Origin of the sequence: Klebsiella planticola ATCC 33531 (assembly GCF_000735435.1) — a bacterium.
Taxonomy (GTDB): domain Bacteria; phylum Pseudomonadota; class Gammaproteobacteria; order Enterobacterales; family Enterobacteriaceae; genus Klebsiella; species Klebsiella planticola.
This window is the reverse complement of sequence record NZ_JMPP01000018.1, coordinates 156,864-178,361: the sequence shown is the minus strand read 5'-3', so window position 1 is coordinate 178,361 and position 21,498 is coordinate 156,864. Positions and strand designations below refer to the sequence as shown.

Below are 21,498 nucleotides of genomic sequence, written 5' to 3'. Positions count from 1 at the left end.
TACACCCGTGATTATCACTGCGATTTAAAAATAACAAGAACGATCCATCAATGAGCGAGGAAGAAGAATAACAATGACCGCAAAATGGCAGGGAACAATCGCATTATTGTTACTTATCATTATTTCTTACATTGACCGGGTAAATATTTCGGTCATGATTCTTAACCCCGATTTCGCCGCCCACTTTCATTTAAATGAAAACAGAATGTTACAGGGAATGCTGATGACCTGCTTTCTTCTGGGTTATGGATTCTCGGCGTTATTATTAACACCAGTTATAGAAAGTAAGCTGCATTACCGACAGGGATTGTTAAGCAGCGTGGTGATATGGGCGCTGGTCTGCGCCATCTCGCCGCTGCTGGGCTCACTAATGGGGATGCTGCTGGCCCGGATTATCCTTGGGATCGCGGAAGGTCCGCTGTTTTCCCTTAAAACGCGCTTTATCAGCGATAACTTCTCTGCCGAAGAGATCGGCAAGCCGAACGCCGTCACCGCCCTGGGGGTCTCATTGGGCCTGGCGGTGGGCTTTCCGCTGGTGACTTTTTTAGTCGAGCACCAGGGGTGGATGGGATCGTTTTATAGCCTGGCGGGACTCAACCTGGTACTCGGCGGCGGAGCTATCTGGCGCTTTTTGCCGGCGCCGGCAGCCCCGGTAAACAGCGCGCGTCCCGGCTTGCAGCGGACCTTTCTGCTGGCCTGGCATACGCCGCTTCTCGGCTGGATCCTGCTGGTTGAGATTGCCACTCTCAGCTATCTGTGGGGCAGCAGCGCCTGGCTGCCGGCCTGGCTACGTGATGAACACCACTTTTCGCTGCAGGCCACCGGTTTGCTGGCCGCGATCCCATTTCTGCTCAGCCTCGGTTCAAAATTTCTCGGCGGCGTGCTGCTCGATAAGTTACGCCCGGAACAGGCGCCGCTGCTGTTTATCATCGGCGGCGCGCTGACCGCCTGCTCGGTCGTGGCGCTGATGCTTAGCCAGCAGCCGGCCCTGCTGGCGCTGTTCATGCTGTCGGCCAATATCTTCTGGGGATTGCAGGGGGCGGCGATACCGGCGGTAGTACAGCATCATGCGCCGCGCCAGGCGGTGGGCAGCGCCTACGGCATTATTAACGGCGTGGGTAACATCTGTGCGGCATTTATTCCGCTGCTAATGGGAATGGTGATGAAGTCGGCGGGATCGGTGAGTTCAGGATTTTCCGTGCTGGTGGCCTCGCAGGTGATAACGCTGCTGGCCGGGGGAATGCTGCTGCTGCGCATGCGTCGCGCAGCAGCAGTGAGCGCGTAAGGTTTATTCGCCTTTTTTCGCCGCCTGGATGTAGAGCATTTCCAGCGCCAGGGTCGCCGCTGCCAGCGCGGTGATCTCGGACTGATCGTAAGACGGAGCCACTTCCACCACGTCCATCCCGACGATGTTCAGATCCTTCAGACCGCGTACCAGCTTGATCGCGCGATCGGAGGTCAGCCCGCCGATCACCGGCGTACCGGTGCCCGGGGCAAACGCCGGATCCAGGCAGTCGATGTCGAAGGTCAGGTACACCGGCATATCGCCGACGATCTGCTTCACCTGGGCGATGATGTCATCGACGGTACGATCGTTCACCTGGCCGGCATCCAGGACGGTAAAGCCGTTATCCTTGTCGAACTCAGTACGAATACCGATCTGCACAGAGTGGTTCGGATCGATCAGCCCTTCTTTCGGCGCGGTGAAGAACATGGTGCCATGGTCGAATTCGCAGCCGTTGGCGTAGGTGTCGGTATGGGCATCAAAGTGCACCAGCGCCATTTTACCGAAATGCTTCGCGTGGGCGCGCAGCAGCGGCAGGGTCACGAAGTGGTCGCCGCCGAAGGAGAGCATACGCTTACCGGCCGCCAGCAGTCTTTCCGCATGCGCCTGCAGCTTCTCGCTCATCTCACGCGCGTCGCCGAAGGCGTAAACCAGATCGCCGCAGTCAACCACGTTCAGGCGCTCGCGCATGTCGAAGTTCCATGGGAAGCGGTTATGTTCCCACGCCAGGTTGGTAGAGACCTGACGGATCGCCGCCGGGCCATGACGGCCGCCCGCGCGCCCGGAAGTCGCCATATCGAAAGGTACGCCGGTAATGACCCAGTCAGCATCGCTGTCGTACGGCTGGAAATTCAGCGGCAGACGCAGAAAACCAAACGCGTTAGATACCAGGGAGTTATCGTATTGATGACCTAAGGTGCTCATGGGTATGACCTCTTTTTACAGTCGGTGTATGTAACTACAGATATAAAAAAACCCTTCCGCGTCGTTAGGCCCGACGAGGAAGGGTTTGAATAGGGTTGCTGCTTATATAGGCGAATTATCGCCGTTAATGTCTACGGGTTCAAGAGAGTATAGCAAATACCGAACCGTAGCTTGTTGCTGCCGGATGACGCTTCGTCTTATCCGGCCAGCGTCCGTAGGCCCGGCAAGCGCAGCGCCGCCGGGCAACAACGGTTACTCGTCTTCCAGATAAGTATATCCGTACAGCCCCGCTTCAAACTCTTCGAGGAACTGCTGCTGCAGCGCTTCGTCGAGACCGGAGTTTTTCACCTGATCGCGGAACTGGGTCAGCAGCGTGTTCGGATCGAGCTGCACATATTGCAGCATATCCGCCACGGTATCCCCTTCGTCGGAGAGCTCAACCTCAACGCTGCCGTCAGGGAAGACGAATACGTCCACCGCTTCGGTATCGCCGAACAGGTTGTGCATATTCCCGAGGATCTCCTGATAGGCGCCAACCATAAAGAAGCCCAGCATCGGCGGATTTTCAGGATCGTATTCCGGCATCGGCATGGTGGTGGCAATCCCGTCGCCATCCACATAGTGGTCAATCGCGCCATCGGAATCGCAGGTGATATCCAGCAGCACCGCGCGGCGTTCAGGCACCATGTTCAGCCCTTCCAGCGGCATCACCGGAAACAGCTGATCGATACCCCATGCATCCGGCATCGACTGGAACAGCGAGAAGTTGACGTAAATCTTATCCGCCATCCGTTCCTGCAGTTCGTCGATAATCGGTCGATGCGCACGGTTGCTCGGGTCGAGCTGTTTCTGTACTTCATGGCACATGTTCAGATACAGCTGTTCTGCCCAGGCGCGCTCCTGAAGATTGAAGGTACCGGACGAGTAGCCGATATGAATATCGTGGAGATCCATCTGGCTGTCGTGCAGCCATTCGCGCAGCGAGCGGCGGTTGCCGGTCTCGTGCATCTCCTGCCAGGTTTCCCACATACTCTGCAGCGGACGCGCCGCGTCTTGCGCAGGCGGGGTCGCTTCGGTGTATTCGTTACGTTCAACGCCGATGATGTTGGAGACCAGCACGGTGTGGTGAGCGGTCACCGCGCGCCCGGATTCGGTAATCACCGTCGGGTGCGGCAGGCCGTTCTCTTCACAGGCATCGCCAATCGCCCAGATAATGTTGTTAGCATACTCGTTCAGGCCGTAGTTCACCGAACAGTCAGACTGTGAGCGGGTACCTTCATAGTCCACGCCGAGACCGCCGCCGACATCGAAGCACTGAATATTAACGCCGAGCTTATGCAGCTCAACATAGAAACGCGACGATTCACGCACGCCGGTGGCGATATCGCGAATGTTGGCCATCTGCGAGCCGAGGTGGAAGTGCAGGAGCTGCAGGCTTTCCAGATGCCCTGCCGCACGCAGAATCTCAACCAGCTGCAGAACCTGCGTTGCCGCCAGGCCGAACTTCGATTTTTCACCGCCGGAAGACTGCCATTTACCGGAGCCCTGCGAGGCCAGACGCGCACGCACGCCAAGGCGCGGCACGACATTCAGGCGCTCGGCTTCTTCCAGCACAATGGCGATTTCCGACATTTTTTCGATGACCAGATAGACCTTGTGGCCCATCTTTTCGCCGACCAGCGCCAGACGGATATACTCGCGGTCTTTGTAGCCGTTACAAACAATCACGCTGCGGGTCATACCGGCGTGCGCCAGTACCGCCATCAGCTCCGCCTTGGAACCGGCTTCCAGACCCAGCGGTTCACCGGAATGGATCAACGACTCAATCACGCGGCGGTGCTGGTTAACCTTGATCGGATAGACCAGGAAGTAGTCGCCGTTATAGCCATAGGACTCACGCGCGCGTTTAAACGCGGCGTTAATCGAACGCAGGCGGTGTTGCAGAATCTGCGGGAAGCAGAACAGTGCCGGCAGGCGCTGCCCCTGCGCTTCGCGTGCTTTCACTAATTCTGCAAGGTCAACGCGCGCTTCCGGGACGTCAGGATCCGGGCAAACGCTGATATGGCCCAGTTCGTTAACGTCGTAGTAGTTATTACCCCACCAGGCAATATTGTAAGTACGTAGCATTTTGCTGGCTTCCTGGGAGCTCATCGCAACCTCCTGCATGGAACGTAGTACGCCGTGTTCGCCTGCTGACGAAGGCGAAACTGAAGAAATGTCGTCAGACATAGCGAACCTCAAATTGTAATATTGACTACTATCGCAGTCCGAAGACGCGATAACAACCCATGAACAGTCCTAAACCCCAGCAGATAGTGCTGGCTTTGCGACTGCGCGACCGGTTTCTTATTCATATCATAGTAAAACACATACCCGAACGTAGTATGACAGTCCGGAGAAACCACGAGAAAACCCTTGCGACAGCAAGAGCGCCCTTGTTCAGTTTTCAGATAGCCTGCCGGCCCTGGAATCCTGAGAAGCGCCGAGACGGGTAGAACATCGGCTGATTTGCATGAAAGAGATGCAGATTGCGGGATAGCGACGCGCGACGGAACGACGCGACGAGTCGGATGAAAAACGTGGGTTCATTATCTGATATCACCTCCACACTGCCCCGATACGGGCCAGCGATAAGCCAAAGCTAGACATACCACAGCAGGTGCCAAAACACCGCTGCAGATTTCTGTAAAAACAGACTGCTTAACCCGGCTGGAAGTGGCGTCACGAGATGGGCTTCGTGCGCTTTTTTAATGAGCCGCGCGCGGCGTTTTATACCGATAAGCCGGCTAAAATGCAAAATAAAAATGGGCGAGTTGCCGCGAATGGCAGGAAAAATTGCCACCCTCTATTTTTCGTCAATGCGATCTGCATCAAAAAAGGCTGGAAATGGGATTAAGATTTGACCTAAAATAGCCATCCAGAAGTTAATCCGTCTATACTGATTAACACTCAGACTGCTCGTGTCACTACCTGCAAGTTTTGGTAGAATCATCTACCACAGCTAATCCACACAACAGTATGAGCTACACGAATACTCCACAGGTAAAATAAAACATGGCAAAACACCTCTTTACGTCCGAGTCCGTATCAGAAGGGCATCCAGACAAAATTGCTGACCAAATCTCCGACGCCGTGCTGGATGCGATCCTCGAACAGGATCCGAAAGCGCGTGTCGCGTGTGAAACTTATGTCAAAACTGGCATGGTGCTGGTCGGCGGTGAAATCACCACCAGCGCATGGGTTGATATCGAAGAGATTACCCGTAATACGGTTCGTGAAATTGGCTACGTGCATTCCGATATGGGCTTTGATGCCAACTCCTGTGCCGTACTGAGCGCCATTGGCAAACAGTCCCCGGATATCAATCAGGGCGTTGACCGCGCCGATCCGCTGGAGCAAGGGGCGGGCGACCAGGGCCTGATGTTTGGCTATGCCACTAACGAAACCGACGTCCTGATGCCGGCGCCGATCACCTATGCTCACCGTCTGGTGCAGCGTCAGGCTGAAGTGCGCAAAAACGGCACGCTGCCGTGGCTACGTCCGGATGCGAAAAGCCAGGTGACCTTCCAGTACGACGACGGCAAAATCGTCGGTATCGATGCCGTGGTTCTGTCTACTCAGCACGCGGAAGACATCGATCAGAAATCCCTGCAGGAAGCGGTGATGGAAGAGATCATCAAGCCGGTTCTGCCGACTGAATGGCTGAGCAGCGCGACCAAATTCTTCATCAACCCGACCGGTCGTTTTGTTATCGGCGGCCCGATGGGCGACTGCGGTCTGACCGGCCGTAAAATCATCGTGGATACCTACGGCGGCATGGCTCGTCACGGCGGCGGCGCGTTCTCTGGTAAAGATCCTTCTAAAGTTGACCGTTCCGCAGCCTATGCCGCACGCTATGTCGCGAAAAACATCGTTGCGGCAGGCCTGGCTGACCGTTGTGAGATTCAGGTCTCCTACGCTATCGGCGTGGCAGAGCCGACCTCCATTATGGTGGAAACCTTCGGTACCGAAAAAGTGCCGTCCGAGCAGCTGACTCTGCTGGTGCGTGAATTCTTCGACCTGCGTCCTTACGGTCTGATCCAGATGCTGGATCTGCTGCACCCGATCTACAAAGAGACGGCGGCATACGGTCACTTTGGTCGTGAACATTTCCCGTGGGAAAAAACCGACAAAGCCGCTCTGCTGCGTGAAGCTGCCGGCCTGAAATAATCCCGACGTTTTTCTCCTGCCATGGCCAGCCTCGCGCTGGCCTTTTTGTTTTCCCCCCTTCCACACTTTCCCCCTTACGCCCGCCACTCCCGCATTGCCGCCGAACCTTTCCACCATTCAATGAAAGCGATTACATTAGAGCTGTAGCCAGAAATCATGCACGATAATGAGTTAGTGAAACAATTTTTCACCATATTGCATTATGTTTCAGGGTTATCTGATTATCGCTTTCCTCAGGAGGTTTTATAATCACCTATCTATTTGAAATTAATCTATTTTAATAGATTACGTTTCTTTACCTTAGTGTAACCGATTACACAGCCGTGACTGATATCACGTTTTTTTGCGATAGACTCCCCTACCCTAAGCATCGACAGAATCAATAACTCAACTGGAGGGCGTTATGCCTGACAACAAAAAACAAGGGCGCTCGAACAAAACGATGACGTTCTTTGTCTGTTTCCTCGCCGCGCTGGCAGGTCTGCTTTTCGGCCTTGATATCGGTGTTATTGCGGGTGCCTTACCCTTTATTGCCAACGAGTTCCAGATTAGCGCTCACACTCAGGAGTGGGTGGTAAGCTCCATGATGTTCGGCGCTGCGGTCGGCGCCGTCGGCAGCGGCTGGCTCTCCTTCCGTCTCGGTCGGAAAAAGAGCCTGATGATCGGCGCGATCCTGTTCGTCGCCGGTTCGCTGTTCTCTGCTGCCGCCCCGAACGTTGAAGTGCTGCTCGTCTCCCGCGTGCTGCTCGGCCTGGCCGTTGGCGTCGCGTCGTACACCGCTCCGCTGTACCTGTCGGAAATTGCACCCGAAAAAATCCGCGGCAGCATGATCTCCATGTATCAGCTGATGATCACCATCGGGATCCTCGGCGCCTATCTGTCGGACACCGCCTTCAGCTACAGCGGCGCATGGCGCTGGATGCTGGGCGTGATTATCATCCCGGCGATTCTGCTGCTGATTGGCGTTATCTTTCTGCCGGATAGCCCGCGCTGGTTTGCAGCCAAACGCCGCTTTGTTGATGCGGAACGCGTACTGATGCGCCTGCGTGATACCAGCGCCGAAGCCAAACGTGAACTGGATGAGATTCGTGAAAGCCTGAAGATCAAGCAGTCTGGCTGGGAACTGTTTAAAGAAAACAGCAACTTCCGCCGTGCCGTATTCCTCGGCATCCTGCTGCAGGTGATGCAACAGTTCACCGGGATGAACGTCATCATGTATTACGCGCCGAAGATTTTTGAACTGGCGGGTTATACCAACACCACCGAACAGATGTGGGGGACCGTGATCGTCGGTCTGACCAATGTGCTGGCGACCTTCATCGCTATCGGGCTGGTTGACCGCTGGGGCCGCAAACCGACGCTGATCCTTGGCTTTATCGTCATGGCCACCGGCATGGGCGTTCTGGGCACCATGATGCACGTGGGTATTCACTCAGCCACCGCTCAGTACTTCTCCGTGCTGATGCTGCTGATGTTTATCGTTGGCTTCGCCATGAGCGCCGGTCCGCTGATCTGGGTACTGTGCTCCGAAATTCAGCCGCTCAAAGGCCGCGATTTCGGCATCACCTGCTCTACGGCAACCAACTGGATTGCCAATATGATCGTCGGCGCCACCTTCCTGACCATGCTTAACTCGCTGGGCAGCGCCAACACCTTCTGGGTCTACGGCGGTCTGAACGTCCTGTTCATCCTCCTGACCCTGTGGCTTATCCCGGAAACCAAAAACGTGTCGCTGGAACACATCGAACGTAACCTGATGAAAGGCCGCCCGCTGCGCGAAATCGGCGCTCGCGACTGACCGTTAACGCTTCCTCCTCTCGCGGGAGGAAGCGTCTGCCTCTTGCTCTCCCCTTCACGGCGCACTATCCTCTGGCGCTATGAAAACGCCCCGAATTCCCATCGCCATTCAGCAGGCCATTATGCGCAGCCTGCGGGAAAAGCTCGCCCAGGCCAACCTCAGGCTTGGCCGTCAGTACCCGGAACCGAGCCTGGTCTATCAGCAGCGCGGCACCTCCGCCGGTACCGCATGGCTGGAAAAGAACGAAATTCGCCTCAACCCGGTACTGCTGCTGGAAAACCAGCAGGCCTTTATCGATGAGGTCGTCCCGCATGAACTGGCGCACCTGCTGGTGTGGAAACACTTCGGCCGCGTGGCGCCGCACGGCAAAGAGTGGAAATGGATGATGGAGAGCGTGCTCGGCGTCGCCGCCCGCCGCACCCATCGTTTCGAACTCGACTCCGTTCGCCAGAACACCTTTCCCTACCGCTGCCAGTGCCAGCAGCATCAGCTTACCGTCCGTCGCCACAACCGCGTCGTGCGGGGAGAAGCGACTTACCGCTGCGTTCGCTGCGGCGATCTGCTGGTCGCTGAAGAGTAAATATCGGGTACAACTGGAAATTTTCTGATCTGACTGATTGCATCTGACAATCGCATTCGCTACGTTGCGGGCTCGTTTTGACACGGAGTTCACGATGTCCCGTATTTATATTTTTGCCGCGGCGTTTCTGACCGCCGCCTGTAGCGGCCAGGTCGCGGCCGAAGGAATCAACAGTTTCTCCCAGGCGAAAGCCGCCGGGGTAAAGGTCAATGCCGATGTCCCCGGCGATTTCTACTGCGGCTGTAAAATTGACTGGCAGGGGAAAAAAGGCGTTATCGATCTGGAGTCCTGCGGTTATAAAGTGCGTAAAAATGAAAACCGCGCCAGTCGGGTCGAGTGGGAACACGTCGTTCCAGCCTGGCAGTTTGGCCACCAGCGCCAGTGCTGGCAGGACGGCGGACGGAAAAACTGCGCCAAAGATCCGGTCTATCGCAAGATGGAAAGCGATATGCACAACCTGCAGCCGGCGGTGGGCGAAGTTAACGGCGACCGCGCCAACTTTATGTATGGCCAGTGGAACGGCGGCGAAGGCCAGTACGGCCAGTGCGCCATGAAGGTCGACTTTAAGGATAAGGTTGCCGAGCCGCCCGCTCGCGCCCGCGGTTCTATCGCCCGCACCTACTTCTATATGCGCGATACTTATCAGTTGACCCTCTCCCGCCAGCAAACCCAGCTTTTTACCGCCTGGGATAAGATGTATCCGGTCACCTCCTGGGAGTGCGAACGCGACGAGCGCATCGCTAAAGTACAGGGCAACCACAATCCGTACGTCCAGCAAGCTTGCCAGGCACAAAAGAGCTAACCTACACTAGCGGCAATTGTTAATTTGCAGGTGCCGCTTTCCCCCGACATGGAAAAGCGGCACCTGCGCGAAGAACGGAATAGCCAGCATGCGCATCCCTCGCATCCACCACCCGGAACCTGTTACCGTAGGTAGTCAAATCGCCCTCTCTGACGATGCCGCCAATCACGTTGGCCGCGTATTACGTATGGGCAAAGGCCAGGCAATCCAGCTTTTTGACGGCAGCAATCAGGTTTTCGATGCCGTGATCGCCGAAGCCGGAAAGAAAAACGTGTTAGTTGACGTGATCGGCAGCGAGACCGACGATCGCGAATCCCCTCTGCATATTCATCTGGGCCAGGTGATGTCACGCGGCGAAAAGATGGAGTTCACCATCCAGAAATCGATTGAACTCGGTGTAAGCCTCATAACGCCACTGTTTTCCGAGCGCTGCGGCGTTAAACTGGATGCCGAACGTTTGCAGAAGAAGATCCAGCAGTGGCAAAAAATCGCCATCGCCGCCTGCGAGCAGAGCGGCCGCAACGTGGTGCCGGAGATTCGCCCGGCGATGCAGCTGGAGGCCTGGTGTGCTGAGCAGGATAATGGCCTGAAGCTCAATCTGCACCCGCGCGCCAGCGCCAGTATCAACACGCTGCCGTTGCCGGTTGAACGCGTTCGCTTGCTGATTGGCCCGGAAGGCGGCCTGTCAGCGGAAGAGATTGCGATGACCGCTCGCTACCAGTTTACTGATATTCTGTTGGGACCGCGCGTTCTGCGTACAGAAACAACTGCGCTCACTGCCATTACCGCCCTGCAGGTGCGTTTTGGCGACTTAGGTTGAAGCGTTAACGGAGAATAACCATGATCAAGCTCGGCATCGTGATGGACCCCATCGCAACCATCAACATCAAGAAAGACACCAGCTTCGCTATGTTGCTGGAAGCGCAGCGTCGCGGCTATGAACTCCATTATATGGAGATGAACGACCTGTACTTAATCAACGGGGAAGCCCGCGCCCGCACGCGCAAGCTCAGCGTGGAGCAGAATTACGATAAGTGGTATGAGTTTACCGGTGAGCAGGATCTGCCGCTGGCGGATCTCGACGTCATTCTGATGCGTAAGGATCCGCCGTTCGATACCGAGTTTATTTACGCGACCTATATTCTTGAACGTGCCGAAGATAAAGGCACGCTGATCGTCAACAAGCCGCAGAGCCTGCGCGACTGTAACGAGAAGCTGTTTACCGCCTGGTTTGCCGACCTGACTCCGGAAACGCTGGTGACCCGCAATAAGGCCCAGCTGAAAGCCTTCTGGGAAAAACACGGCGACATTATTCTGAAACCGCTGGACGGCATGGGCGGTACCTCTATTTTCCGCGTGAAAGAGGGCGATCCTAACCTGCCGGTCATTGCGGAAACCCTGACCGAGCTGGGCAGCCGTTACTGCATGGCGCAGAACTACCTGCCGGCAATTAAAGATGGCGATAAGCGCGTGCTGGTTGTCGACGGTGAGCCGGTGCCTTATTGCCTGGCGCGTATCCCACAGGGTGGTGAAACCCGCGGTAATCTTGCTGCCGGTGGCCGCGGCGAAGCACGTCCGCTGAGCGATAGCGACTGGGCCATTGCGCGCCGCGTCGGGCCAACGCTGAAAGCTAAAGGGCTGATCTTCGTCGGTCTGGATATCATCGGCGATCGTCTGACGGAAATTAACGTCACCAGCCCAACCTGCGTGCGTGAAATTGAAGCGGCGTTCCCGATCTCCATCACCGGTATGCTGATGGACGCTATCGAGAAGCGCCTCGGAAAATAGGATCATTCAGGCTAACGACCCGTATCGTTAGTCTGCAAAATCTTCTGATTCAACGACAGATTTCAGGCTACAGGCAGGCGATGACGCAGCGAGTACCCGGGAGCATAGTCCACTATGTGACCGGGTTGAGCGAGGAAATCAACGCCCCTGTCGCCTGAAAGATAAAGTTGAATCGACAGGTCCTTGCTTTACCCGCATACTGGGTGCTGCTTTTTGAACCAGGAACAGAACCTCTGACAATGAATTTACAGCATCACTTTCTGATTGCCATGCCTGCTCTTCAGGATCCGATATTCCGCCGCTCCGTGGTCTATATCTGCGAATACAACGACGATGGCGCCATGGGCATTATCATCAATAAGCCGCTGGAAAACTTGCAGATTGACGGAATTCTGGAAAAGTTAAACATTGTCGCTGAACCGCGCAATCCGGAGATTCGTCTGGATAAGCCGGTGATGCTCGGCGGGCCGCTGGCGGAAGATCGCGGTTTTATTCTGCATTCACCGCCTTCTGATTTTTCCTCCAGCATTCGCATCTCCGATAACACGGTGATCACCACTTCCCGCGACGTACTCGAAACGCTCGGCACGGACAAGCAGCCGGCTAACGTGCTGGTCGCCCTGGGCTATTCCTCCTGGGAAAAGGGTCAGCTGGAGCAAGAAATCCTTGATAACGCCTGGCTGACGGCCCCGGCGGACCAGAATATTTTGTTTAAAACGCCTATTGCCGACCGTTGGCGCGAGGCGGCAAAACTTATCGGTATCGACATTGTGACGATGCCCGGCATAGCGGGGCACGCGTAATGAGCGGAACGCTGCTGGGTTTTGATTTCGGTACCAAAAGTATCGGCGTGGCGGTCGGCCAACGCATCACCGGTACCGCCCGCCCTCTTCCTGCGCTGAAGGCGCAGGATGGTAAACCGGACTGGAACATTATCGAAAAGCTGCTTAAAGAGTGGCAACCAGAGGCCGTCATCGTCGGCCTGCCGCTGAATATGGACGGGACTGAGCAACCGCTCACCGCGCGCGCGCGTAACTTCGCCAATAAAATTCACGGCCGCTTTGGGGTGAAAATCACTCTGCACGACGAGCGTTTGAGCACGGTAGAAGCCCGTGCCGGGCTATTTGAGCACGGCGGATTCCGCGCCCTGAACAAAGGCAGCATTGATTCTGCCTCCGCGGTGATTATCCTGGAAAGCTACTTCGAGCAGGGCTTCTGATCCCGAAGCCATAATGATGATATGGCGCCCTCTTCTGCGAAGTGGCGCCATCGCTCTTTCGCCTGTCTTAATGCCTAGTGACGTAAATGCTCATTGGCCCAGCTGACTGCCTGGGTGCGGTTTTTTACGCTCAGCTTACGGAAAACATTGTACAGATGTGTACGTACCGTGTTTTCACTGATAAACAGCGCGCGAGCAATATCCATATTGGTTGCACCGCAGCGTAATTCATTGAGAATTTCACATTCACGCTCGGTGAGCGGCGAACTCTCCGTCGGGATCGATGTATGATCCGCGGCATACATCGCCGGGTGCATCACGCTCAATTCAGCCGTCTGTTCGCCATTAAGTACGGCCTTAACGCCCTCAATTAAACGCGATTCATCATCGTCATGGCGGAAAACGCCATACAGCGCTGGCCACTGCGCCATTTCATAAAGCTCATATTTTTGTGCGCTGTTGATAATCAGCAGCCGCGGGTTTTCCGCGCAAGATCGAATAATATCTCGCCACAGCCCGTTGAGCTTTTTATTCGACACGGCGATATCAAATAATATTACCGACTCTTTCGGCAGACGCTGAGTTAGCGGTTTGTTAATATTATGGAGCGTCACCCTGACCGACAATGTATTGGTCAGGTAATTGGCAAATGCCTGACTCTGAATTGACGGATGAGTAATAAAAACGATCTGACGGGAAGAAGATAAATTACCTGAAAAATTAATCACTTAAAACTCTCCTTAGCAAGCACCCACCATCATGGCGGTTAAATGAATTAAACCTAAAATTACAAATAATTAATAAATTTACATTTCAAAACAATATTTCACAAGAAACGTCCTGTTTCCATAAACAGCATAAGTCGAAGAGATGAAAAGTGTCAAAAGATAATCTTATTTTTTCTTTATTCTGCGAGGGAAATGCCGCTCGCCCTTTCACAGCCGTCATTAATTTGACGTAGTCATTTATGGCTAAATTATATTCAGCCATAATAACCACAAACATTAATAAAACATTACGATAACAACACTCAGGTATGAAAACTGAATATTAAAACAGCGCTTATAACAGACCCGCTGCCACACGCTGTTGAAAACTTTGCGTAAAAGTCAGCATTCCGGCTTGTTGACCGGTTTGCATGACCCCCGGCAATTGATGAGTTTTCCCCTCGCGAATCAAATTTGCTACCGCCGGGGTATTCACCAAAAGCTCGTATAGCGCAACTCTTCCCTCTGACGCTGTCGGCAGTAATTTTTGTGCCAGCACCGCACATAAACTTCCCGCTAGCTGGCTGCGTATTTGTTCTTTTTCCTGCGCAGGGAAGACATCCACCAGACGCTCAATCGCCTGAGCCGCGCCGCGGGTATGCAGCGTGGCCATCACCAGATGGCCGGTCTCCGCAGCGGTCAGCGCCAGGCGGATCGTTTCGCTGTCGCGCAGCTCACCCAGCAGAATCACATCGGGATCCTGGCGCAGCGCCCCCCGCAGCGCCGTGGAAAAAGAGGGACAGTCGCGTCCGATTTCACGTTGTTGAATCAGACATCGCTTGCTGTGATGGATAAACTCCACCGGATCTTCAAGCGTCAGAATATGCCCTTCACGCTGCTGGTTGAGATGATTGACCATCGCCGCGAGGGTGGTCGACTTACCGCTGCCGGTGGCTCCGGTCACCAGAATCAAACCGCTTTCTTCATTCAGCAGTTCCGTCAGCGCCGCAGGAACACGCAGCGCCTCAATCCGGGGACAGCTTTCCGGCAACAGGCGCAGCGCTAATGAAATACCCTGAGCGTGAGAAAATGCGCTGGCGCGAAGGCGCGGTCCGCCGTCGGGGGTTAAGGCAAAATCCACCTGTCCGTTGGCCTGCCAGTGCGCGCGCTGTTTCTCATCGAGCCACCCGTCAAGCCATTTCCCGATATCCGGCGTGTGAAATGGCGCCGGCTCAAGCTTTCCCTGTCGACGCCAGCGCGCTGCCGAGGTATTGCACAGGTGTAGATCGGAGACATTATGCTTTACACTAAGGGCCACGATTTCTTCCAGCTCCATAACACATCCTCGGAATATGAACGATATTGCGCATAACCTGGCACAGGTCCGGGACAAAATCTCAGACGCTGCCGCGCGCTGCGGCCGCGATCCAGAAGAAATTACGTTGCTTGCAGTGAGTAAAACGAAGCCTGCGAGTGCGATTGAAGAAGCGATAGCCGCAGGCCAGGTGGCTTTTGGCGAAAACTACGTCCAGGAAGGGGTGGAAAAAATCCGCTACTTCCAGGAAGCAGGCGCCTCTTCGCTGCAGTGGCACTTTATCGGGCCGCTGCAGTCCAACAAAAGTCGTCTGGTGGCGGAACACTTTGACTGGTGCCACACCGTCGATCGTCTGAAAATCGCCACGCGGCTCAGCGAGCAGCGCCCTTCGCATCTTCCGCCGCTTAATGTATTGATTCAAATAAACATTAGTGACGAACAGAGCAAGTCGGGCATTCTGCTGCAGGCGCTGGATGCGCTGGCAGCGGAGATTGCCGCCCTGCCCAATCTGCGGCTGCGCGGATTAATGGCCATTCCGGCACCTGAGTCAGAATATGTAAGGCAGTTTGCCGTGGCCCAACAAATGGCGGTAGCATTTGCGCGATTGAAAACGCAATACCCTACGGTCGATACGTTGTCTTTGGGCATGTCGGATGATATGGAAGCCGCAATCGCGGCGGGAAGCACGATGGTGCGCATCGGTACCGCAATTTTCGGTGCGCGCGACTACAGCAAAAATTAAGGAATCTGAGGAACGCCATGAAGACGTTGACTTTCCTGCTGGCAACGGTCATTGAACTCTACACCATGATCATGTTGCTACGCGTCTGGATGCAGTGGGCACGCTGCGATTTTTACAACCCGTTTTCGCAGTTTATCGTTAAGGTCACCCAGCCTGTCGTCGGGCCGCTGCGACGCATTATCCCGGCCATGGGCCCCATCGACAGCTCCTCGCTGCTGATCGCCTTTATTCTCTGCGTCGTGAAAGCCATCGTGCTGTTTATGGTGGTCACCTTCCAGCCGATTATCTGGATCTCCGCGCTGCTGATTCTGATTAAGACCGTCGGCCTGCTGATATTCTGGGTGCTGCTGCTGATGGCGATCATGAGCTGGGTAAGCCAGGGCCGTAGTCCGGTGGAATTCGTTCTGATGCAGCTGGCCGACCCGCTGCTGCGCCCGATTCGCAGAATGCTGCCGTCGATGGGCGGTATCGATTTCTCGCCGATGGTGCTGGTGCTGCTGCTGTACGTGGTCAATATGGGCATCGCCGAACTGCTGCAGGCGACGGGTAACGTTCTGCTTCCGGGGCTGTGGATGGCGCTATGAGTGCCGTCGAAGCCTGCGCTGACGGGCTGGTGCTGAGGCTGTATATTCAGCCCAAGGCCAGCCGTGATAGCATCGTTGGTTTACATGGCGACGAACTGAAAGTCGCCATTACCGCTCCCCCCGTAGATGGCCAGGCTAACGCCCATCTGGTTAAATTCCTCGCCAAACAGTTTCGTGTCGCGAAAAGCCAGGTGCTGCTTGAAAAAGGCGAGCTTGGCCGCCACAAACAGATAAAAATCATCAACCCGCAACAGATCCCGACTGCGGTCGCGGCGCTGACAAAATAGACAGGATTAATGATGCAAAAAGTTGTTCTCGCCACCGGTAACGCCGGGAAGGTTCGCGAGCTGGCCTCGCTGCTGGAAGATTTTGGACTGGATATCGTTGCTCAAACCGAGCTGGGCGTGGATTCCGCCGAGGAAACCGGACTGACCTTTATCGAAAATGCGATTCTGAAAGCCCGCCATGCCGCGCAGATAACCGGCTTACCGGCGATTGCCGACGACTCCGGTATCGCGGTAGACGCGTTGGGCGGCGCACCGGGTATCTATTCAGCTCGTTACTCCGGAGAAGACGCTACCGACCAGCAGAACCTGGAAAAACTGCTCGATGCCCTGAAGGACGTCCCGGACGACCAGCGTCAGGCGCAATTCCACTGCGTGCTGGTCTATCTGCGGCATGCGGCCGACCCGACGCCGGTTGTTTGTCACGGCAGCTGGCCTGGGGTCATTACCCGTCAGGCGGCGGGCAACGGTGGCTTCGGCTACGACCCGATTTTCTATGTTCCGTCCGCAGGCAAGACCGCGGCGGAACTCAGCCGTGAAGAAAAAAGCGCGATTTCCCACCGCGGGCGCGCGTTAAAACTGTTACTGGAAGCGTTACGTAATGGCTAATTTGCCGCCTCTGAGCCTGTATATTCATATCCCATGGTGTGTGCAGAAATGTCCGTACTGCGACTTTAACTCGCATGCGCTAAAGGGCGAGGTGCCGCACGATGATTATGTGCAGCATCTGCTGACCGACCTGCGGGCCGATGCGGACTACGCCCAGGGACGCGAAATCGGCACGATTTTCATTGGCGGGGGAACGCCGAGCCTGCTCTCCGGGCCGGCTATGCAAACCCTGCTCGACGGCGTACGCGACTGCCTGCCGCTGGCCGCCGGTGCGGAAGTCACCATGGAAGCCAACCCAGGCACCGTGGAAGCCGATCGTTTCGTAGAATACCAGCGTGCGGGCGTGAACCGCATCTCCATCGGCGTGCAAAGCTTTAGCGAACCTAAACTGCAGCGCCTGGGGCGTATTCACGGCCCGGACGAGGCAAAGCGCGCGGCGCATCTGGCAACGGGGCTTGGCCTTCGTAGCTTTAACCTCGATTTGATGCACGGCCTGCCGGACCAGACGCTGGACGAGGCGCTGGACGACCTGCGTCAGGCGATCGAACTCAATCCGCCGCATCTCTCCTGGTATCAGCTGACCATTGAGCCGAATACTCTGTTTGGCTCCCGTCCGCCGGTGCTGCCGGATGACGACGCCCTGTGGGATATCTTTGAGCAGGGACATCGTTTGCTGACGGCGGCAGGTTATCAGCAGTATGAGACATCGGCCTATGCGAAACCGGGTTATCAGTGTCAGCACAACCTGAACTACTGGCGCTTTGGCGACTACCTTGGCATCGGCTGCGGTGCGCACGGGAAAATTACCTTCCCGGACGGGCGCATTTTACGTACGGCAAAAACGCGCCATCCGCGGGGCTACATGGAAGGCCGCTACCTCGAACGTCAGCATGACGTGGAGGCCGCCGACAAACCCTTCGAATTCTTTATGAACCGCTTCCGTCTGCTGGAAGCGGCACCGCGCAGTGAATTCAGCCGCTACACCGGTCTGGAAGAGCACGTGATCCGGCCGCAAATTGATGCCGCCATCGCCCAGGGCTACCTGGCTGAAGATGAGCGCTGCTGGCAGATAACCGAGCATGGCAAGCTGTTTTTAAACTCGCTGCTGGAGCTGTTTCTCAGCGAAGATTAATCCCCCCCGGGCGGTCCTCGACCGCCCGCTGTTGCTCTTTTTCCCCACTTCTCCGTCCGTTTTGTTGTCCCCGTGTCGGTCAAATCACCTGATCACTTTTTATGCAATTATTTGCAGCCAATCACAAATCCGCATCGACTTTTTTCCATTTCTTGACTCCGTTTTAGTGCAGTGGTAATCCTGCTTCATCGGTTGAGCAAATGTAAAACCGAAGTATCCTACATGTGAATTATTAGTAACTCTTATTAAAAAAGTCTGTATGACGTCGGCTCCGGCTGGCGGGCTCAAACCTATAAAAAAGAGGGTAATATAATGAATTACCGTAATATTTTTATCGCACTCGCAACAATATCCGGCGGTATTTCCGCGTCGGCACAAGCGGCCGAATCCGCCACCGTAGCATTTCTCATGCCCGACCAGGCCTCCACGCGTTATGAGCAGCATGATTTCCCCGGATTCAAAGCGGAAATGAGCAAGCTGTGCGCAGAATGTAAGGTCATTTATCAAAACGCTAACGCCAGCGCGACGCTGCAACAGCAGCAGTTCAATTCGGTCATTGCCCAGGGGGCGAAGATTATCGTTCTCGATCCGGTTGACTCCTCCGCGGCCGCCGCCCTGGTCGAAAATGCCCAGGCCCAGGATGTTAAAGTGATCGCTTACGATCGCCCTATCCCCGATAAGCCAGCTGATTTTTACGTCTCGTTTGATAACGAAGGTATCGGCTATGCGATTTCACAATCGCTGGTTAATCATCTGCAAGAGAGCGGCGTGCCAAAAGGGGCCGGCGTCCTGCAAATTAACGGCTCGCCGACCGATGCCGCCGCAGGGCTTATCCGCGATGGTATTCATCGTGGGCTGAAAGCATCGGGTTACGCCACCCTCGCGGAGTTTGATACCCCGGAATGGGCGCCGCCTAAAGCGCAGGAGTGGGCCGCCGGGCAGATAACCCGCTTCGGGGACAAAATTAAAGGCGTCGTCGCGGCCAATGACGGCACCGGCGGCGGTGCCATTGCCGCGTTTAAAGCCGCCGGCGTACAGCCGGTTCCGCCGGTCACCGGGAACGACGCGACGATTGCCGCGCTGCAGCTCATCATCGCCGGCGACCAGTACAACACTATCTCCAAACCGTCAGAAATCGTTGCCGCAGCCGCGGCGAAAGTGGCCGTGGAACTCATTCAGGGTAAGAAACCGCAGGCGAGCACCACGCTGTACAACACGCCATCTCAGCTGTTTACCCCGGCAGTCATCACCGCCAAAAATATCAAAGCGGAAATTTTCGATAAAAAGATCCAGACCTACGCTCAGGTGTGTACCGGTGAATACACCGCAGCCTGCCAGAAATTAGGTATTGAGAAGTAATGCTGCCCCTGCGTCCGTCGTCGCCGACGGGCGTAGTTTCACCATCATTGAGGTCTTTTTTATGTCGCAACAATCAGACATCGTCGCCGGCACCAGGCAACCTGTTTTAAAACTGAGTCATGTCTCCAAACACTTCGGCGCGGTCTCTGCTCTGACGGATATCGAGCTGGAGGTTCATGCCGGCGAAGTGGTCGCGCTGGTGGGCGATAACGGCGCGGGAAAATCCACGCTGGTGAAAATTCTCGCCGGCGTACACCAGCCCACGACCGGCACCATTGAGTTTGACGGTAAGGCCATCACTCTCGACAGCCCAGGCAAGGCGCTGGAATACGGTATCGCTACGGTCTTTCAGGATTTAGCGCTGTGCGAAAATCTCGATGTCGTCGCAAACCTGTTTTTAGGCCACGAGATTTCGCCGCTGCAGCTGGACGAAGTGGCGATGGAGGTACGGGCCTGGACGTTATTGCAGGAGCTGGCGGCCAGAATCCCGTCGGTGCGCGAGCCGATTGCCTCGCTTTCCGGCGGCCAGCGCCAGACGGTGGCGATCGCCCGTTCGCTACTGATGAACCCCAAAATCATCATGCTTGATGAGCCTACCGCCGCGCTCGGCGTGGCCCAGACGGCGGAAGTGCTCAATTTGATTGAGCGCGTTCGCGAGCGCGGCCTCGGCGTCATCATCATCAGCCACAACATGGAAGACGTCCGTGCGGTGGCCGATCGCATCGTGGTGCTGCGGCTCGGGCGCAATAAAGGCATCTTTACCCCCGACGCCTCAAACCAGGATCTGGTGGCGGCCATTACCGGCGCAACAGAGAATGCCGTTTCACGTCGCGTCGAACGAAAATCACAGTCTAGCGCTTCCGGAGTGATTTAATTTTATGAACAGCAAGACAGCATCCCGCCCCGCACTGGATCGCAGCGATGAGCGCGTCCAGCACAACGACGGCCTGTTCGGCGTGGTACGTGCGCAGATCAATCGTATCAAAACCGGCGATCTGGGGACCGCGCCGGTCATCGCCGGGCTGATCGTGATCTCCCTGGTTTTCACCTGGCTCAACCCGGTCTATATCGCGCCCAATAACCTGGTTAACCTGCTTTTTGACTGCGCTACCGTTGGATTTATCTCACTGGGGATCGTCTGCGTACTGATGCTCGGCGAAATCGATCTTTCGGTGGGCTCAATGAGCGGACTCTCTTCGGCGATTGTTGGCGTGCTGTGGGTTAATGCCGGCTGGCCGGTTGCCGCGGCGATTGCCGTCGCGCTGCTGTGCGGTATCGCCGTCGGGCTGCTTTACGCCCTGCTGTATAACCGCGTCGGCATGCCAAGCTTCGTAGCGACGCTCGCCGGCCTGCTGGCGCTGCTCGGGCTGCAGCTGTATATCCTCGGTCCGAGCGGCAGCATTAACCTGCCCTACGCCTCTCCGCTGGTGCGATTTGGCCAGCTACTGGTGATGCCGGGCTGGTTCTCTCATCTTATGGCGCTGCTGCCCGGGCTGGCGATCCTGGTATTTGGCCTCAAAACGCGTACGCGCCGCCTGGCGGCGAACCTGTCGGCGGAAGCCGTCAGCTCACTGTTATTGCGCGCGATTCTGCTGACGGTAATCTTTGAAGCCGCCGTGTTCTATCTTAATCTCGGGCGCGGCGTACCGTGGATTTTCGGCCTGTTCGTCGCGTTGGTGATGATGCTCAACTATGCGCTCAAGCGGACGCAATGGGGGCGCTCTATGTTTGCCGTCGGCGGCAACCGCGAAGCCGCGCGCCGTTCAGGGATCAACGTGCGGGCTATTTACGTCAGCGCCTTTGTACTCTGTAGCACCCTCGCCACCTTCGGCGGCATTCTGGCCGCTTCCCGGCTGGCCTCGGCGAGCCAGCAGGCCGGGACCGGTGACGTGAATCTGAACGCCATTGCGGCGGCGGTCATTGGCGGTACCAGTCTGTTCGGCGGGCGCGGCAGCGCCTGGTCCGCTCTGCTGGGGATCATCGTGATTCAGTCGATTTCAAATGGTCTGACGCTGTTAAATCTGCCGTCATCGCTACGCTACATCATTACCGGCTGCGTGCTGGCGATTGCGGTGATTATTGACTCGCTGGCCCGTCGTTCCCGCGTATCGCACGGACGTGCCTGAGAAGGATGAACGCGGTGTGCCCCGGTGAAGGCCGC

Annotated in this window: 23 protein-coding genes; 17 read left to right on the top strand and 6 right to left on the bottom strand. The window is 56.0% G+C overall.

What is annotated here, in order from left to right; translation table 11 throughout:
- The first annotated feature begins 73 nt into the window (after window positions 1-73).
- Entirely contained in the window at window positions 74-1,285 is a 1,212-nt protein-coding gene (locus tag GRPL_RS17365) for an MFS transporter (RefSeq protein WP_032690776.1), read from the top strand.
- Between the two features lie 3 nt (window positions 1,286-1,288).
- On the opposite strand, the gene speB is transcribed toward GRPL_RS17365, so the two are convergent.
- The 4 genes from speB to GRPL_RS28560 form a co-directional block, all read right to left on the bottom strand.
- On the bottom strand, window positions 1,289-2,209 hold the full coding sequence (gene speB, locus GRPL_RS17370; protein WP_032690775.1) for an agmatinase: 921 nt from the start codon (window positions 2,207-2,209) through the stop codon (window positions 1,289-1,291).
- A gap of 252 nt (window positions 2,210-2,461) precedes the next feature.
- Window positions 2,462-4,438 carry a biosynthetic arginine decarboxylase gene (speA, locus tag GRPL_RS17375; protein ID WP_004867474.1) on the bottom strand — a complete coding sequence of 659 codons (1,977 nt, stop codon included), beginning with the start codon at window positions 4,436-4,438 and terminating at the stop codon, window positions 2,462-2,464.
- Between the two features lie 8 nt (window positions 4,439-4,446).
- The gene (yqgB, locus tag GRPL_RS27705) at window positions 4,447-4,563 is read right to left on the bottom strand and encodes an acid stress response protein YqgB (protein ID WP_015585756.1); all 117 of its coding nucleotides are present in this window, start codon (window positions 4,561-4,563) and stop codon (window positions 4,447-4,449) included.
- Window positions 4,564-4,648: 85 nt separating this feature from the next.
- On the bottom strand, window positions 4,649-4,798 hold the full coding sequence (locus GRPL_RS28560; RefSeq protein ID WP_418324751.1) for a hypothetical protein: 150 nt from the start codon (window positions 4,796-4,798) through the stop codon (window positions 4,649-4,651).
- 465 nt (window positions 4,799-5,263) lie between these two features.
- On the opposite strand from GRPL_RS28560, the gene metK reads away from it, so the two are divergent.
- The 8 genes from metK to ruvX all read left to right on the top strand — a co-directional run bounded on the left by metK (window position 5,264) and on the right by ruvX (window position 12,605).
- Entirely contained in the window at window positions 5,264-6,418 is a 1,155-nt protein-coding gene (metK, locus tag GRPL_RS17380; RefSeq protein WP_032690773.1) for a methionine adenosyltransferase, read from the top strand.
- Between the two features lie 403 nt (window positions 6,419-6,821).
- Window positions 6,822-8,216, top strand: coding sequence for a sugar porter family MFS transporter (locus tag GRPL_RS17385; RefSeq protein WP_032690772.1), 1,395 nt, complete (start codon window positions 6,822-6,824; stop codon window positions 8,214-8,216).
- Window positions 8,217-8,295: 79 nt separating this feature from the next.
- The gene (locus GRPL_RS17390; RefSeq protein WP_032690771.1) at window positions 8,296-8,796 is read left to right on the top strand and encodes a SprT family zinc-dependent metalloprotease; all 501 of its coding nucleotides are present in this window, start codon (window positions 8,296-8,298) and stop codon (window positions 8,794-8,796) included.
- A gap of 94 nt (window positions 8,797-8,890) precedes the next feature.
- On the top strand, window positions 8,891-9,598 hold the full coding sequence (gene endA, locus GRPL_RS17395) for a deoxyribonuclease I (RefSeq protein ID WP_032697619.1): 708 nt from the start codon (window positions 8,891-8,893) through the stop codon (window positions 9,596-9,598).
- An 88-nt stretch (window positions 9,599-9,686) separates the two neighbouring features.
- On the top strand, window positions 9,687-10,418 hold the full coding sequence (gene rsmE / locus GRPL_RS17400) for a 16S rRNA (uracil(1498)-N(3))-methyltransferase (RefSeq protein ID WP_032697617.1): 732 nt from the start codon (window positions 9,687-9,689) through the stop codon (window positions 10,416-10,418).
- A gap of 20 nt (window positions 10,419-10,438) precedes the next feature.
- Entirely contained in the window at window positions 10,439-11,386 is a 948-nt protein-coding gene (gene gshB / locus GRPL_RS17405) for a glutathione synthase (protein WP_032697616.1), read from the top strand.
- A 239-nt stretch (window positions 11,387-11,625) separates the two neighbouring features.
- Window positions 11,626-12,189 (top strand): YqgE/AlgH family protein, encoded by a 564-nt coding sequence (locus GRPL_RS17410; protein ID WP_015585751.1) that lies wholly within the window; start codon window positions 11,626-11,628, stop codon window positions 12,187-12,189.
- Window positions 12,189-12,605, top strand: coding sequence for a Holliday junction resolvase RuvX (ruvX, locus tag GRPL_RS17415; protein ID WP_032698803.1), 417 nt, complete (start codon window positions 12,189-12,191; stop codon window positions 12,603-12,605). Before GRPL_RS17410 ends, ruvX begins: the two co-directional genes overlap by 1 nt.
- Window positions 12,606-12,679: 74 nt before the next feature.
- Here the strand turns inward: ruvX and GRPL_RS17420 are convergent, their stop codons facing one another.
- Entirely contained in the window at window positions 12,680-13,333 is a 654-nt protein-coding gene (locus GRPL_RS17420; protein WP_032698802.1) for a LuxR C-terminal-related transcriptional regulator, read from the bottom strand.
- A 334-nt stretch (window positions 13,334-13,667) separates the two neighbouring features.
- Window positions 13,668-14,648, bottom strand: a complete 981-nt coding sequence (locus GRPL_RS17425) for a type IV pilus twitching motility protein PilT (protein WP_032698801.1) — start codon at window positions 14,646-14,648, stop codon at window positions 13,668-13,670.
- 16 nt (window positions 14,649-14,664) lie between these two features.
- Here GRPL_RS17425 and GRPL_RS17430 point away from each other — a divergent pair, with 16 nt between their 5' ends.
- The 8 genes from GRPL_RS17430 (at window position 14,665) to GRPL_RS17465 (ending at window position 21,463) form a co-directional block, all read left to right on the top strand.
- Window positions 14,665-15,369 (top strand): YggS family pyridoxal phosphate-dependent enzyme, encoded by a 705-nt coding sequence (locus GRPL_RS17430; RefSeq protein ID WP_032697613.1) that lies wholly within the window; start codon window positions 14,665-14,667, stop codon window positions 15,367-15,369.
- Between the two features lie 17 nt (window positions 15,370-15,386).
- Window positions 15,387-15,953, top strand: a complete 567-nt coding sequence (locus tag GRPL_RS17435; RefSeq protein WP_032697611.1) for a YggT family protein — start codon at window positions 15,387-15,389, stop codon at window positions 15,951-15,953.
- A complete protein-coding gene (yggU, locus tag GRPL_RS17440) occupies window positions 15,950-16,240 on the top strand; it encodes a DUF167 family protein YggU (RefSeq protein ID WP_032690761.1) in 291 nt (96 codons plus the stop codon). Before GRPL_RS17435 ends, yggU begins: the two co-directional genes overlap by 4 nt.
- A 12-nt stretch (window positions 16,241-16,252) precedes the next feature.
- A complete protein-coding gene (locus GRPL_RS17445; protein WP_032690759.1) occupies window positions 16,253-16,846 on the top strand; it encodes an XTP/dITP diphosphatase in 594 nt (197 codons plus the stop codon).
- A complete protein-coding gene (gene hemW, locus GRPL_RS17450; protein ID WP_032698800.1) occupies window positions 16,839-17,978 on the top strand; it encodes a radical SAM family heme chaperone HemW in 1,140 nt (379 codons plus the stop codon). Before GRPL_RS17445 ends, hemW begins: the two co-directional genes overlap by 8 nt.
- A 312-nt stretch (window positions 17,979-18,290) precedes the next feature.
- Window positions 18,291-19,337 carry an ABC transporter substrate-binding protein gene (locus tag GRPL_RS17455; protein WP_032698799.1) on the top strand — a complete coding sequence of 349 codons (1,047 nt, stop codon included), beginning with the start codon at window positions 18,291-18,293 and terminating at the stop codon, window positions 19,335-19,337.
- Window positions 19,338-19,398: 61 nt separating this feature from the next.
- Window positions 19,399-20,211 (top strand): ATP-binding cassette domain-containing protein, encoded by an 813-nt coding sequence (locus GRPL_RS17460; RefSeq protein ID WP_032690796.1) that lies wholly within the window; start codon window positions 19,399-19,401, stop codon window positions 20,209-20,211.
- A gap of 4 nt (window positions 20,212-20,215) precedes the next feature.
- Window positions 20,216-21,463, top strand: coding sequence for a sugar ABC transporter permease (locus GRPL_RS17465; RefSeq protein WP_032690756.1), 1,248 nt, complete (start codon window positions 20,216-20,218; stop codon window positions 21,461-21,463).
- Window positions 21,464-21,498 lie beyond the last annotated feature (35 nt).

Coding starts and splice junctions, on each gene's coding strand:
- GRPL_RS17365 (WP_032690776.1), top strand. CDS start 74: ATGACCGCAAAATGGCAGGGAACAATCGCATTATTGTTACTTATCATT.
- speB (WP_032690775.1), bottom strand. CDS start 2,209: ATGAGCACCTTAGGTCATCAATACGATAACTCCCTGGTATCTAACGCG.
- speA (WP_004867474.1), bottom strand. CDS start 4,438: ATGTCTGACGACATTTCTTCAGTTTCGCCTTCGTCAGCAGGCGAACAC.
- yqgB (WP_015585756.1), bottom strand. CDS start 4,563: ATGAATAAGAAACCGGTCGCGCAGTCGCAAAGCCAGCACTATCTGCTG.
- GRPL_RS28560 (WP_418324751.1), bottom strand. CDS start 4,798: ATGAACCCACGTTTTTCATCCGACTCGTCGCGTCGTTCCGTCGCGCGT.
- metK (WP_032690773.1), top strand. CDS start 5,264: ATGGCAAAACACCTCTTTACGTCCGAGTCCGTATCAGAAGGGCATCCA.
- GRPL_RS17385 (WP_032690772.1), top strand. CDS start 6,822: ATGCCTGACAACAAAAAACAAGGGCGCTCGAACAAAACGATGACGTTC.
- GRPL_RS17390 (WP_032690771.1), top strand. CDS start 8,296: ATGAAAACGCCCCGAATTCCCATCGCCATTCAGCAGGCCATTATGCGC.
- endA (WP_032697619.1), top strand. CDS start 8,891: ATGTCCCGTATTTATATTTTTGCCGCGGCGTTTCTGACCGCCGCCTGT.
- rsmE (WP_032697617.1), top strand. CDS start 9,687: ATGCGCATCCCTCGCATCCACCACCCGGAACCTGTTACCGTAGGTAGT.
- gshB (WP_032697616.1), top strand. CDS start 10,439: ATGATCAAGCTCGGCATCGTGATGGACCCCATCGCAACCATCAACATC.
- GRPL_RS17410 (WP_015585751.1), top strand. CDS start 11,626: ATGAATTTACAGCATCACTTTCTGATTGCCATGCCTGCTCTTCAGGAT.
- ruvX (WP_032698803.1), top strand. CDS start 12,189: ATGAGCGGAACGCTGCTGGGTTTTGATTTCGGTACCAAAAGTATCGGC.
- GRPL_RS17425 (WP_032698801.1), bottom strand. CDS start 14,648: ATGGAGCTGGAAGAAATCGTGGCCCTTAGTGTAAAGCATAATGTCTCC.
- GRPL_RS17430 (WP_032697613.1), top strand. CDS start 14,665: ATGAACGATATTGCGCATAACCTGGCACAGGTCCGGGACAAAATCTCA.
- GRPL_RS17435 (WP_032697611.1), top strand. CDS start 15,387: ATGAAGACGTTGACTTTCCTGCTGGCAACGGTCATTGAACTCTACACC.
- yggU (WP_032690761.1), top strand. CDS start 15,950: ATGAGTGCCGTCGAAGCCTGCGCTGACGGGCTGGTGCTGAGGCTGTAT.
- GRPL_RS17445 (WP_032690759.1), top strand. CDS start 16,253: ATGCAAAAAGTTGTTCTCGCCACCGGTAACGCCGGGAAGGTTCGCGAG.
- hemW (WP_032698800.1), top strand. CDS start 16,839: ATGGCTAATTTGCCGCCTCTGAGCCTGTATATTCATATCCCATGGTGT.
- GRPL_RS17455 (WP_032698799.1), top strand. CDS start 18,291: ATGAATTACCGTAATATTTTTATCGCACTCGCAACAATATCCGGCGGT.
- GRPL_RS17460 (WP_032690796.1), top strand. CDS start 19,399: ATGTCGCAACAATCAGACATCGTCGCCGGCACCAGGCAACCTGTTTTA.
- GRPL_RS17465 (WP_032690756.1), top strand. CDS start 20,216: ATGAACAGCAAGACAGCATCCCGCCCCGCACTGGATCGCAGCGATGAG.